12 protein-coding genes, 1 tRNA gene and 3 pseudogenes are annotated in these 12,940 nt (G+C 53.5%); 8 read left to right on the forward strand and 8 right to left on the reverse strand.

The window, feature by feature from the left end:
• Window positions 1-22: 22 nt before the first annotated feature.
• From EZJ17_RS04730 to EZJ17_RS04745, 4 genes are all read right to left on the reverse strand, one after another.
• Window positions 23-99 (reverse strand) — tRNA-Pro (locus EZJ17_RS04730).
• Between the two features lie 19 nt (window positions 100-118).
• Entirely contained in the window at window positions 119-463 is a 345-nt protein-coding gene (locus EZJ17_RS04735) for a hypothetical protein (RefSeq protein ID WP_067439022.1), read from the reverse strand.
• Window positions 447-749 (reverse strand): integration host factor subunit alpha, encoded by a 303-nt coding sequence (locus EZJ17_RS04740; protein WP_067439019.1) that lies wholly within the window; start codon window positions 747-749, stop codon window positions 447-449. The genes EZJ17_RS04735 and EZJ17_RS04740 overlap by 17 nt, the downstream gene beginning before the upstream one ends.
• Window positions 750-1,012: 263 nt before the next feature.
• The gene (locus EZJ17_RS04745) at window positions 1,013-2,752 is read right to left on the reverse strand and encodes a M61 family metallopeptidase (protein ID WP_067439016.1); all 1,740 of its coding nucleotides are present in this window, start codon (window positions 2,750-2,752) and stop codon (window positions 1,013-1,015) included.
• Between the two features lie 203 nt (window positions 2,753-2,955).
• Between EZJ17_RS04745 and EZJ17_RS04750 the strand changes: the two are divergent.
• The 6 genes and pseudogenes from EZJ17_RS04750 to EZJ17_RS10295 all read left to right on the forward strand — a co-directional run.
• Window positions 2,956-3,293: pseudogene (locus EZJ17_RS04750) on the forward strand (cbb3-type cytochrome c oxidase subunit I); the annotation flags it as partial.
• Window positions 3,294-3,456: 163 nt separating this feature from the next.
• Window positions 3,457-3,600: pseudogene (locus tag EZJ17_RS10560) on the forward strand (cbb3-type cytochrome c oxidase N-terminal domain-containing protein); the annotation flags it as partial.
• 305 nt (window positions 3,601-3,905) lie between these two features.
• Window positions 3,906-5,198: a serine--tRNA ligase gene (gene serS / locus EZJ17_RS04760; protein WP_067439013.1), complete on the forward strand. Its 1,293-nt coding sequence runs from the start codon at window positions 3,906-3,908 to the stop codon at window positions 5,196-5,198.
• A 70-nt stretch (window positions 5,199-5,268) separates the two neighbouring features.
• Window positions 5,269-6,102 (forward strand): PHP domain-containing protein, encoded by an 834-nt coding sequence (locus tag EZJ17_RS04765; protein ID WP_151086253.1) that lies wholly within the window; start codon window positions 5,269-5,271, stop codon window positions 6,100-6,102.
• A gap of 56 nt (window positions 6,103-6,158) precedes the next feature.
• Window positions 6,159-6,434, forward strand: coding sequence for a hypothetical protein (locus EZJ17_RS04770; protein WP_067439007.1), 276 nt, complete (start codon window positions 6,159-6,161; stop codon window positions 6,432-6,434).
• A gap of 94 nt (window positions 6,435-6,528) precedes the next feature.
• Window positions 6,529-6,696, forward strand: a complete 168-nt coding sequence (locus EZJ17_RS10295; protein ID WP_156496419.1) for a hypothetical protein — start codon at window positions 6,529-6,531, stop codon at window positions 6,694-6,696.
• Window positions 6,697-6,802: 106 nt separating this feature from the next.
• On the opposite strand, the gene EZJ17_RS04775 is transcribed toward EZJ17_RS10295, so the two are convergent.
• Both EZJ17_RS04775 and EZJ17_RS04780 read right to left on the reverse strand, forming a co-directional pair.
• On the reverse strand, window positions 6,803-7,720 hold the full coding sequence (locus EZJ17_RS04775; RefSeq protein ID WP_067439004.1) for a tyrosine-type recombinase/integrase: 918 nt from the start codon (window positions 7,718-7,720) through the stop codon (window positions 6,803-6,805).
• Window positions 7,717-8,166 (reverse strand): acyl-CoA thioesterase, encoded by a 450-nt coding sequence (locus EZJ17_RS04780; protein WP_067439001.1) that lies wholly within the window; start codon window positions 8,164-8,166, stop codon window positions 7,717-7,719. The genes EZJ17_RS04775 and EZJ17_RS04780 overlap by 4 nt, the downstream gene beginning before the upstream one ends.
• A gap of 162 nt (window positions 8,167-8,328) precedes the next feature.
• Between EZJ17_RS04780 and clpB the strand changes: the two genes are divergently transcribed.
• Complete coding sequence (gene clpB / locus EZJ17_RS04785) at window positions 8,329-10,902, forward strand: ATP-dependent chaperone ClpB (protein WP_067438998.1); 2,574 nt, start codon at window positions 8,329-8,331, stop codon at window positions 10,900-10,902.
• Window positions 10,903-11,044: 142 nt separating this feature from the next.
• A pseudogene (locus tag EZJ17_RS04790) lies at window positions 11,045-11,689 on the forward strand (tellurite resistance TerB family protein).
• 76 nt (window positions 11,690-11,765) lie between these two features.
• Here EZJ17_RS04790 and EZJ17_RS04795 read toward each other — a convergent pair.
• Both EZJ17_RS04795 and EZJ17_RS04800 read right to left on the reverse strand, forming a co-directional pair.
• Window positions 11,766-12,350 carry a Z-ring associated ZapG family protein gene (locus EZJ17_RS04795; protein ID WP_067438995.1) on the reverse strand — a complete coding sequence of 195 codons (585 nt, stop codon included), beginning with the start codon at window positions 12,348-12,350 and terminating at the stop codon, window positions 11,766-11,768.
• 97 nt (window positions 12,351-12,447) lie between these two features.
• Entirely contained in the window at window positions 12,448-12,930 is a 483-nt protein-coding gene (locus EZJ17_RS04800) for a DUF4279 domain-containing protein (RefSeq protein ID WP_067438992.1), read from the reverse strand.
• Between the last annotated feature and the right edge of the window lie 10 nt (window positions 12,931-12,940).

Below are 12,940 nucleotides of genomic sequence, written 5' to 3' on the forward strand. Positions count from 1 at the left end.
TTTTATTAAGCCTTTGGATTTTTGGTCGGAGTGAAAGGATTCGAACCTTCGACCCCTTGCACCCCATGCAAGTGCGCTACCAGACTGCGCCACACTCCGACTTCCGGAAAAAATGATTCTAAGCTGTTTTTTGCGGCTTGGCAAGGACTGCTTCGATTTTTTCTAAAATTACCTGCAAATCCTGCCAAACTTCTTCAGCAGTGGCGGCGGGGCGATTTAGGCTGTCGTGGCCGTTTAGATTGAAACGGTCGATGTAGGTGGGGAAACTGCCGCTTAATTTACGGATCTTCACCACGTCTTGCCGGGTGTATTGGTTGCCGCCATGGCCGATCACTACGCCGTTATCTTGCTGCCATTGGAAGAATTGTTCGGGCTGGATATCGGCTAGATAGCACAATTCTTCCAGGCTGAAGTAGCGTTTAACCGGAATGGGCGGTAAGGCGCGTTCAGTTTTGTTTACCATAGTGGTGTTCCACCATGCCTTTGAGTTTTTGGCTGGCGTGGAAGGTTACCACTCGGCGAGCGGTAATCGGAACTTCTTTGCCGGTTTTGGGATTGCGGCCAGGGCGTTGCGGTTTGTCACGCAGTTGGAAGTTGCCGAAGCCGGAAATTTTGATTTCCTCACCGCGTTCTAAAGTGGCGCGGATCTCTTCGAAGAAGAGTTCAACGATTTCTTTTGCATCGCTCTTGCTAATATTGCTGACTTTTTCTACCAGAATATTGGCCAATTCTGCTTTAGTGAGTGTCATTGAGTTTACCTCTAAAGTTACTAAGTTGAGAATTATCGCTAATTACTTTTTAGAAATCAAGTGAATGCTGCTACATGCGGAAAAATCTGTGAAATGAGACGACAGATTATGTGGCAATTTGTTCATTATGCCTATAAACAGTGGATTTCACTGGCAGCTGTTCCAAAAAGGCTACCTGAAAAATGGCTGTGCTTTGATATGGCCAAAGCTCATTTTTTTCTACAATGCGAGCTAACGCAGTAGGAAGAAAACCAGCGCTTTGGCTATATTTGCAGCCAGGTTTGTAGTGCGACTGGATTTTCGATAGTAAGCCAGGCGGTATTGGCGGCGGCAAGCCGTACAGTGGCAGAGGTGTGATACAACACGCCGTATCGGAAGTAGTGCAATTTGGCTTGGCTGCTGGCTTTCTGCTGCTGCCATTGGACGGCGAAGTCATTGGCAGCATAGCCGTTGATGGCAATGATGCGGTCGCCTGCAGCAAGGCCTGCTTGTTCGGCACTGCCGCCGTTGAGTACGTGGCTTAGGGTGATGTCGCTGCTGTTTTGCTGGAAGCGGGCACCGAAGTCGTTGGCTGGCAGAGTAGGGGGTAACAGCCCGCAGCCGCCGTTGTGCGAGGGTGGCAAGGGCAACCAATGCAGGCGCAGGCCAGCGTGGGCGAGGGCGGTTTCGAAAGGCAGTGATTGGGTACTGCGGATGAGCTGGTTGAACAGGCTACGTAAGTCGAGGCCAGTGATGGTTTGGGCAAGCTCTTCCCATTCGGTTTCGTGCAGGGGCTGTTTTCTGGTCAGCCAGTCCTGATAGAGGGCTTGCATGATGCTGTCGAGGCTGTGCCGGCTTTGCTTGCGTATGTATAGGTCGAGGCAAAGGGCGGCGAGGGTGCCTTGCTGGTAGTAGCTGGTAATGACATTGGGACTGTTCTCGTTTTGCTTATAGTATTTGTCCCAGGCGTGGAAGCTGGATTGGGCTAGGGTTTGCAGGCGGTGTCCGGGATTGCGGTGCACACGGGTGATGGTTTTGGCTAAGAGTTCGAGATAGGCGGTGGGGCTGATACAACCGCTACGCACGAGGAATAGGTTGTCGTAATAGGAGGTGATGCCTTCGAATGCCCATAAAAGCTCGGTGTAGGCTTCTTGGTTGAGATCGGATTGGGCAAGGGCGGCGGGTTTGATGGATTTGACGTTCCAGGCGTGGAAGTATTCGTGGGAAATCAGGCCGAGCAGCTGGGTGTAGTTGGCAGAGGCTTCGGCAAGGTTATTTTCAGGTAGCCAGCTGCGATCGGCGAGCAGGGCGGTGGATGATGTGTGCTCGAGGCCGCCGTAGACGTGATCGCCCAGGTGCAGCAAGAAGGTGTAGTGCGTAAATGGGGCGGGGTTGGGGAAGAATTGGAGTTGGGCGGTGCAGATGGCTTGGGTGTCGGCCAGCAGGCGTTGACGGTCGAAGTCGGGGTAGTGGCCGCTGAGGACGATGCGATGTGGAATGTCGGCAGCGGTGAATTCGAGAATTTCGAGGGTGCCGGATTCAAGCGGGCAATCGATAAGATGACGGTAGTTGTTTGCTTGGTAGAGATGGTTATCCAGCCTGGGCAGGGCGGTGGCGGTTTGCCATTGGCTGGGGAAACAGAGTTCGACTTGGTGTGGCTCTTCGGTGTGTGAGGCTACCTGAAAAAACAGGGCGGCGCCGTCGAAGAAGGCGCGTTCGCTATCTAGATAGCAGCCGCGTACGGAAAGATCGAAGGCATAAACGTCGTATTCAATGAGCCAGTCGCCGGGTGTGTTTTCTTCGGCCTGCCAGATATTTTTGCTGACGGCTTGTAAGTTGGCAGTTTGGCCGTTACAGCTGGCTTCAATACGGACGATGTGCCGGGCAAACTCGCGAATCATATAGCTACCTGGCACCCAGTTGGGCAGGGTAAGGCGGACGGCTTGGCTGCCGCAGTGGCTGAAACGCAGGCAGACGCGGAAGAGATGCTGTTCAGGCAAGGGAGTAATGGTGTAGTGGAGCATTTGCTTGTTTCGCTAGAACTGAATGGGATACAGCTTTTTCAGGAAACCTGTTTTGTTAAAAATGAAAATTTACTCTATATACTGTTTAAGTTACATGCAATACTGTATTATAAGGAGAGTACAGCTATCTTTAATATAGAGAATAGAGATTTTTCATGAGAACATAAACCTATAACTACAAAGTAGTGCGGCAGTTTGCCGTGATGACGGTGGTTTGGGGGTGTGGTTGGAATGTTGGTTAGAGTAACTGTGACTGCACAGCTCTATTTTCCGCAGCTGAATCTATCTGAGTTGGGGCCGTGGTTCCATTCTGGCCGTTTACATCCACCGCATACCAATGCCATTATTTTTGTATTCGGTAGCTGTGGCTTAATTGCCACATCTTAATTATGTAGTGCAGCACACTTGTAACGCTCGTCTATATGACGGTCGACTACCAGACTTTACATTCTGGAGCTGGCAGCTGGTGATTCTGCTGGCGGCGGTTGCCCTGCCAATGAACTATACCCAAGGCAATTGGAGTATACCGATCAATATTGCCTACTACTACGACAAATTCAAAACGCACTACGATGAAGAGGAGCGGCACATCATCGATGATAATGATTCGATCAATAACAACAACCAGACTCCCTAAAGCCGTGAATACGGAGCACAACAATGAATACATCCCTCTTTAAACTGGCAATTTCCGGAACTACTACATCACTGGCATCGTCGCAATCAGCTTTATCAGGCTGATATGGCTAATTTTGTCGCAAAGTAAAGTTAAGATACCAGCCAAAGGCGAAGATGTAAAAACCACCGGCCACAATTGGAACGGCATCGAGGAATACAACGATCCGCTGTCACACTCTAGTGTTTTACCTCATATTATTCTGATTTGACTGTTTTCCATCGGCTATCCTAACCACCTATGTGTGGGGTAAAGCTAATCCGAGTAGTGCCACCAAGCCCGCAGCAGCAACAGCGTCCGCTCTCACACCTGCCGCCGCTTCGTCAGCTAGTGCTGCTTCCTCTGCATCGCAGCCTGCAGCCAAGTAAGAAAGCATCCATTTGAAGGCTACCTGAAAAATGCCTTAGCTTTTTCAGGTAGCCTTTCCTATACGCCGCGTTTACAATATAGCCAAATCTTCTTTACAGGACGCAAATCATGCTAGATATCCAACTTTTCCGCACCGATGCGGCCGCCGTTGCTACCAAACTGGCGCAGCGCGGTTTTGTTTTCAACCCTACTGCCTTCGACGCGCTGGAAGCGCATCGTAAGGCCCTGCAGATGCGTACCGAAGAGCTGCAATCACGGCGCAACAGCGTGTCCAAACAAATCGGCGCGCTCAAAGGGCAGGGCAAACACGCCGAAGTCGAAGCAGCCATGGCCAAAGTGGCGAAAATCAAAACTGATTTAGAACGGGCTGATACCGATTACCAAACCGTACAGGCACAAATCGACACTCTGTTGCTCGGTATTCCAAATCTGCCACACGAGAGCGTGCCGGCCGGCAAAGATGAAACCGAAAATGTAGAAGTGCGTCGCGTGGGCAGCCCGCGCCAATTTGATTTCGAAATCAAAGACCATGTGGACTTAGGCGAAAAGCTCGGTCTCGACTTTGAAACTGCTGCTGCGCTTTCCGGCGCCCGCTTCAGCCTGATGAAAGGCCAAGTTGCCCGCCTGCACCGTGCCTTGGCGCAATTTATGCTCGACACCCACACCCAGCAGCACGGCTACACCGAGTGTTACACACCTTATATCGTCAGCGATAGCACCCTCATCGGTACTGGCCAGCTACCCAAATTCGGTGAAGATCTGTTCCACGTTACCCGTGGTGGCGACGAGAGTAAAACCATGCAATACCTTATTCCCACTGCCGAAGTAACTCTGACCAACACCGTGCGCGAGCGCATCCTGTCCGCCAATGCACTACCTATCAAGCTTACCGCCCATTCACCCTGTTTCCGCAGCGAAGCTGGTTCACACGGCAAAGACACACGCGGCCTTATCCGCCAGCACCAGTTCGACAAAGTGGAAATGGTGCAAATCGTCCACCCAGAACACTCCTATACCGCACTAGAAGAAATGGTCGGCCACGCCGAGCGCATCCTACAATTGCTCGAACTGCCTTACCGCGTTATTACCCTGTGTACCGGCGACATGGGCTTCGGTGCCGCCAAAACCTACGATTTGGAAGTGTGGGTGCCCGCGCAAAACACCTACCGCGAAATCTCCAGCTGCTCCAACTGCGAAGATTTCCAAGCCCGCCGCATGAAAGCCCGCTTCAAAGATGAAGATGGTAAAAATCGCTTGGTGCACACCCTGAACGGCTCCGGCTTGGCAGTAGGTCGTACCTTAGTGGCGGTGCTGGAAAACCATCAAAACGCCGATGGCAGCATCAGCATCCCTGCTGCCTTGCGCCCCTATTTGGGCGGCGTGGACAAACTTGTCCCCTAAGCCCAAAGGCTACCTGAAAACCTATTTTGGTTTTCAGGTAGCCTTCATGTCATACCAATTAGCTGATTAGATGATAGATTTACACTGCCATTCCAATGTTTCAGATGGTGCTCTGCCACCACGCGAAGTAGTGAAACTAGCACACGCCAATGGTTGTACCTTGCTCGCGCTTACCGACCACGACCATACCGGTGGCCTGGCCGAAGCACGGCAGGAAGCGGAAGCCTTGGGCATTCAGCTGATAAACGGCGTGGAAATCTCCGTGAGTTGGCGCAAACGTACCATTCATATTGTTGGTCTCAATCTCGATGAAACCGATACCGTGTTACAAAACCTGCTGGCTAGGCTGCGCCGCGGTCGGTTGGAGCGTTTTTTGCGCATGGCGGAAAAGCTTGAGAAGAAAGGCCTTGCCGGTGCCTGCGAGGGCGCGCTCGCGCTGGTGCCCAACCGTGAAATGGCCAGCCGCACCCATCTGGCGCAATGGCTGATGGAACAAGGCCATGTGCGTAATAAACAGCAGGCTTTTAAAAAATATTTAGGTGATGGTAAACCTGGCTACGTAAGGCATGAATGGGCTACGCTCGAAGAGGCCGTAGCTGCTATTTTGGGCGCAGGCGGCATCGCAGTTGTTGCCCACCCCATCCGCTACGGCCTCTCTGCCACCGCTCAGCGTAATTTATTCACTGAATTTAAAGTACTGGGCGGACAGGCTATTGAGGTGCACAGCAGCACCACCGACTTAAATGACCGCCTCAACTACGCTCACCTCGCCGAGCAATATGGCTTTCTCGCCAGCGCTGGCAGCGATTTCCACCGCATAGGCGACTTCGGCAGCGGCCGCCTCGGCGCCTGCCCACCACTGCCTGAATGCTGCCGGCCGGTTTGGCAAGAATTTTGCTTGTAGTACTCTTTTCACGCACGAATGCTTTGTGCACGGGAAACGATATAAGGAAATGAATCATGATCAAACAGTTTGAAATTAATAACTATGTGAGAAAGCAGCTGCAAGACTACCTTACTGAGAAAGAGCTCACGCTGGAACAGGCTATGGCTCAAGAAACCAACAATAATGAAATTGCTGCTATCGTGCATGCCGGCTTGCCTGGTATGGTACGCAAGATTTATCCCCTAGGCAAAATGCAAACCTTCTTCTGGGAAAAGCGCGAACTTATCCAGGGATTTATTGCAGACCGACTGCAAAGTGTGAATGGAGAAAAGACAAAAAAAACTAAATAAGGTAACCTGCCGAAAAGTGTCAGGCTGTATTCCTTGTGAGGAAGGAATGTAGGACTGATAATCGAAGATTTTATTAATTAGAGGAGTGATAAATATGTTTTTGGTTTTACTAGCCCTGATTTTGTCCGGTGTAGTGGCTTTCTTCTTTTTCCGCAACCGTCGCATTGAACAGGAAATCGAGCGCCAGCGCCGTGAAGAGGAAATTGAGCGTATTTTGGAGCGCAAAAAACAGGAAATCGAGCAGAACAGAACGCTGAACTGATTGCTTGATAGGGCACTGCGCGCGCTATTGCTCAAATTGCCGAAAAAGGCTACCTGAAACCTTTAGGTAGTCCTTTTTTATATCGCACGCTGGCTAATAAGCAACACTATTTCTCTATTTTTCCTTCTTTATCTTGCATTGTTTCAGCTTTGGTTTGCTGCCGCTTGGCACGGGGGTGGGTATCGTCGTACACGCGAGCGAGATGGTCGAAATCCAGCTTGGTGTAGTGCTGGGTGGTGGCGAGCTGACTGTGGCCGAGCAGCTCTTGTACAGCACGGATGTCGCGGGTGTTTTGCAACAGGTGGCTAGCATAGCTGTGGCGCAACATATGGGGACTGAGGTGGCAGCTGCCGTAACGGGTGGCGAATTGTTGCAGGCGTTTTTGGATTTGGCGGGCACCGAGGCGGCGGCCGGTACGGCCGGTGAAGAGGGCTGTTTCGTTGGGCGCGGCGGTACGGGTTTTCAGGTAGCCTTCGAGGGTGCGGATGCTTTGAGCGGTGAGGGGAAGATGGCGTTGTTTGCAGCCTTTGCCGGTGACGGCCACCCAACCGCTTTGCAGGTTAAGGTCGGCCAGGTTGAGAGCACAGGCTTCAGCAAGGCGCAGGCCGCTGCCGTAGAGCAGCTCAAAGATGGCAAGGTCTCGACTGTCGAGCAGATTTTCTGGGGCTTGGTCGAGGAGTTGGTTAAGCGGCTCGGCAGGTACAGCTTTGGGCAGGCGTTCAGGGGATCTGGGGGCTTTAAGACCGTGGGTGGGGTCGGTTTTCAGATAGCCTGTTCGCACCAGCCAGCGGCAAAATTGCCGCCAAGCGCTGAGGCGGCGGGCGATGCTGTGTGGGTGCTGGTTTTGTTGGCCAAGCTGGCGCAGGGCGGCGGTGAACAATGGTCGGGCAAGTGCGCTTTGCGGCTGAAAATTGGCCAGCCAGGCGAGGTCTCGGCGGTAGGCGGCTAGGGTGTGGGGGGAGTGGTTTTGCTGTTGCAGGCTGTGCAGCCAGGCTTCGATTTGTGCTATCCAACCGCTGCTCATTGCTCTGCTCTGTGGTGAGTAAAATGGGCGCGGAAGGCGGCGGGAGTATGCTCGATAAGCTGGGCGGCGTAGTTGAAAAACACCATGCCGCATTGTACGCGGGCGATTTCGGTGTGGTCGGCTGCCCGGGAGAGTTTGGCGAAAAACGGGAAACCGGCCTTGCCAATTTCGCCTAAGGCTACCTGAACTAGCAGCTCTTCGCCATGAAAGGCTTGGGCACGGTATTGCACGACAGCATCGGCCATAATCAGACCGGCACCGAAGGCATCGGTTTCAGTGCAGCCGTGCGCGGCAAGAAAGCGTAAGCGGGCTTCGTGGGCGATGCGCAAAACGGCATCGTTGGCAAGGTGGTTACCATAGTTGAGGTGGCCGACTTCTAGCATGATGCGGGTTTCAAAACAGAAGTGTTCCGGCAGGTTGATTTGGATGCGCTGAGCGGCTGGCATACTAGGGCTCCGCTGATTAAAAACCATGTTATCTTAGCATTTGTTGCCTAATTATTGAACGTGTTGCAACAACATTCTGTAAAACAGCTGTGTAAATACCTTGACAAAATCTGCTCCAAACCCATATGCCTTGCAAGAAAACAATATGCAAAGGAAATAATCATGCGATACGACAAATTAACCGCTAAATTCCAACAGGCCTTGCAAGAAGGCCAGAGTTTGGCCTTGGCTGCGGATAGCAGCTATCTGGAAGCAGGTTTCGTGTTAAAAGCCCTGCTTGACGACCAAAACAGCGGAACATCTGCACTGTTGGCTCATACGGGCGTGAACGTGCCGCAAGTGAAGCAGCGTTTGCAGCAACATTTAAACAGCCTGCCGAAAGTGTCCGGCCAGGGGGGCGATATTCTGCCCAGCCGCGAATTACAGGCGGTGTTGAATCTGACGGATAAGGCCGCCGTCAAACGCGGCGATGCCTATATCGCCAGCGAACTTTTCCTGCTCGCCTTGGTGCAGCAGAACGATGCGACCGGCAAAATCCTGAAAGAAGCCGGTGCGACCGAACAAAACATCAATGCCGCAATTGATGCGGTACGCGGAGGACAAAACGTGAACGATGCCAATGCCGAAGACCAACGCGATGCTCTGAAAAAATACACGCTTGACCTGACCCAGCGCGCCCGCGACGGCAAACTCGACCCCGTTATCGGTCGCGACGACGAAATCCGCCGCGCGATTCAGGTATTGCAACGTCGCACCAAAAACAACCCTGTGCTGATCGGCGAACCTGGCGTGGGTAAAACCGCCATTGTCGAAGGTTTGGCGCAACGCATCGTCAACGGCGAAGTGCCTGAATCCCTGCGCAACAAACGCCTGCTGGTTTTGGATTTGGCGGCATTGATTGCCGGCGCGAAATACCGCGGCGAATTTGAAGAACGCTTGAAAGGCGTGTTGAACGACTTGGCGAAAGACGACGGCAACACCCTGATTTTCATTGACGAAATCCATACCTTGGTCGGCGCTGGCAAAACCGACGGCGCGATGGACGCGGGCAATATGTTGAAACCAGCTTTGGCGCGCGGCGAATTGCACTGCATCGGCGCGACCACTTTGGACGAATACCGCCAATACATCGAAAAAGATGCGGCACTCGAACGCCGCTTCCAAAAAGTATTGGTCGGCGAACCCAGCGTGGAAGACACCATCGCCATTCTGCGCGGTTTGCAGGAACGCTATGAAATCCACCACGGCATCGACATTACCGACCCCGCCATCGTTGCCGCCGCAGAATTGAGCGACCGTTACATCACCGACCGCTTCCTGCCCGACAAAGCGATTGATTTGATTGATGAAGCCGCCAGCCGCATCAAAATGGAGTTGGACAGCAAGCCCGAGCAGATGGACAAACTCGACCGCCGCATCATCCAGCTCAAAATGGAAAAAATGCATGTTGCCAAAGAAAGCGACGACGCCAGCAAAAAACGTTTGGAACTGATAGACGAAGAAATTGACGGTCTGCAAAAAGAATACGCCGATTTGGACGAAATCTGGAAAGCCGAAAAAGCCGCGTCTTCCAGCACCACCGACATCAAAAAACAGATGGACGACATCAAAGTCAAAATCGAGCAGGCCAAACGCCAAGGCGACTTCGCCCGCGCGTCCGAACTCGAATACGGCGAGTTGCCGAAATTGGGTGCGCAGTTGCAAGCGGCGGAAAGCAACCCCGACGGCAAAAAACAAAATAAACTCTTCCGCACCGAAGTCGGTGCGGATGAAGTGGCCGAAATCGTATCGCGCATGACCGGCATCCCCGTCGCCAAAATGATGGAAGGCGAACGCGACAAACTGCTGAAAATGGAAGAAGTATTGCACCGCCGCGTGGTCGGTCAAGATGAAGCCGTGCGTGCCGTGTCCGACGCCATCCGCCGCAGCCGCTCAGGCCTTGCCGATCCGAACAAGCCTTACGGCAGCTTCCTGTTCCTAGGTCCGACCGGCGTGGGTAAAACCGAGTTGTGTAAAGCCCTGGCAGGCTTCCTGTTCGACAGCGAAGACCACCTTATCCGTATCGACATGTCCGAATACATGGAAAAACACGCCGTTGCCCGCCTAATCGGTGCGCCTCCGGGCTATGTCGGCTACGAAGAAGGCGGCTACCTGACCGAGCAAGTCCGCCGCAAACCGTACAGCGTGATTCTTTTGGACGAAGTGGAAAAAGCCCATCCCGACGTGTTCAACATCCTGCTGCAAGTATTGGATGACGGTCGTTTGACCGACGGGCAAGGCCGCACTGTAGACTTCAAAAACACCGTCATTGTCATGACTTCCAACATCGGCAGCCATCACATCCAACAAATGGGTACGCAGGACTACGAAGCCGTGAAAGAAGTAGTGATGGAAGACGTGAAAACCCACTTCCGCCCCGAAATGATCAACCGTATTGACGAAGTGGTCGTGTTCCACGGCTTGGATCAGGCAAATATCCGCAGCATCGCGAAAATCCAGCTCAAAGGCTTGGAAATACGCTTGGAAGCGCAGCACCTGCACCTGAAAGTGGACGATGCCGCCTTGGATTTGATTGCCGAAGCCGGTTTCGACCCCGTGTACGGCGCACGCCCGCTCAAACGTGCCATCCAGTCGGAAATCGAAAATCCGCTGGCAAAAGCCTTGCTCGAAGGCAAATACGCGCCCGACAGCACGATTCATGTGAAAGAAGAGGGCGGCAGATTGGTGTTTGCCTGATTTGACGGCTTGAATGTTTGAGACAGCAGGCTACCTGAAAATGGTTGAACCGATGTTTTCAGGTGGCCTGCGTTACCTCACGCGGGAAATGCCTTATGCGAAAACCACCGCAAGCTACAACTTCACACAAAAAGGAAACGATATGGATTTCAATAGTCTGCTCAACCAAGTATTAGGTGCCGTGCAGCAAAGCGGCAACAAAGTGATGTCCGATAACAATCCGCTCAACTCGTTCGGTGGCAGGGCGTTAATCGGCGGGCTGGCTGCGATGCTGCTGAAAAAAGGCGGCACCAAATCATTGCTGAAGGCCGGCTCGGCCGCAGCTTTGGGGATGATGGCCTAGGCTTACCAAAACTGGCAGGGAGACCGACCGAACAGCACGGTGGCCGCTTTGCCCGAAGCGGCTTTTGCCGCGCAGGGGCAGCTGGCTGAAGAGCGCAGCCGCGTGATTTTGCGCACCATGATTGCAGCCGCTGCTTCAGACGGCTTGATTGATGAAACGGAAAAACAGCTGATTACCCAAGAGGGCGGTGCCGATGCCGAAGTGCAGCAGTGGCTGGCCAACGAATATGCCCGTCCGGCTTCTATTAACGAGCTGGCCGAGGCGGTGGGCGGCGATCAGGCGCTGGCTGCCGAAGCCTATTTGGCTGCCCGCGCGGTTTGCGGCGATTTGGTGCGCGGTGAAATTGCCTTTTTGTCCCGGCTGTCGCAGGTATTGGGGCTGGATGACGGTTTGGTGGAGCAGTTGGAGCGGCAGTTGGAGCGGCAGTTGGAGTTGGCGCAATAAAACACCAGCCGTTTGGCATAAGCAAAAGGCTACCTGAAAATTTTCAGGTAGCCTTTAATCCGTTCTAGCCGAAGCATTACTCCGCAGGCGGGGTTTCTTTGGTGGGTTCGGCGGCCTCATCTGCCGGGGCTGGAGCAGCCGGCTCAGCGGCAGGTGCGGGTTCTTGTTCCGGGCTGGCGGCCGGGGCGGGTTCGGTGGTGTTGGCAGGATTGAACATGGTGGCATCGGCAGCGGAGTCGGCTTCGTCTAAGTCGTTTTGCGGCGGCACGGGTGCGTCGTGCGGCACGAGCTGGATGCGTTGCTCAGCATTACCGGAGGTTTCATGGGTTTGCTCGGCCAGGTAGGAAAGGGTAACGCTTTGGCCGCTGCGCTGTTCGAGCTGGTTGCGGTAGGCTTCGGGCGTCATCAATTCTTCAGCGCCACGGCTCAGCTGGGCAAATACGTTTTGATAGCTGCGGGTGAGCTCGTCCACCGCTTCGGCGGTGTCGATGAAGTGGTGGTTTACGGCTTCGCGGTAGTCTTGCAGGGCTTTTTTGGCTTCTTCCAATTCGGCTTGCTGCTTGCTGTTGCCGCGTTTAAACAACAGGGTGATGAGCACGCCGATGAGGAAGCCGCCGAGGCCGGTAAGGATGAATTGGGTGATGAGGGGCAGGTTATTCATGGGATTTTCCTTTGTGGTGGACGGGCGGTATGACTATTGTATAGCAATTTAGGCGGTTTGTTGCCTTGTGTAAAGGCTACCTGAAAAGTTTGCAGCGTTAATGCAGCACACGCGGCGGATTATCTGCGCGGTAGTCGGCTTCTTCCTCTTCGTCGGCCTGGCCTTGGTAGATATCGAATTCGATGCTGGCACCCACGGCGTGGCAGAAGCTGATTACTTGGGGCGAAAAGCCGATAGCCGGGGTGGAGTCGCGTTCATCGGTGCTCACGGTGAGCACAACCATCAAATAAGTTTCGAGCTGGTGGGCTTTGATCAGCTCGGCAATTTTATCTTGCACGGGCAGCAAGGTTGCGATGAGCTCGTCGGCGATTTCGTTGAGGAGGAACACGTCGCCACCGCGCAGGACGGGTGTGCCATATTGCCAGCTGGCATGCTGCAGCACTCTGCCGCCTATGCTGCTGCCCTCATACACGGCGCGGGTGGGGGCAAGATTGAGAGCGGCGCTGACGGCATCGGGGTCGAAGCCTCGGCCGGTGAGGGCGAAGTAGAGATAGCATTCGTTGAGGTTGGGGGCATCCATTGGCTTATTT

The organism is Eikenella exigua (assembly GCF_008805035.1).
Classification (GTDB): Bacteria; Pseudomonadota; Gammaproteobacteria; order Burkholderiales; family Neisseriaceae; genus Eikenella; species Eikenella exigua.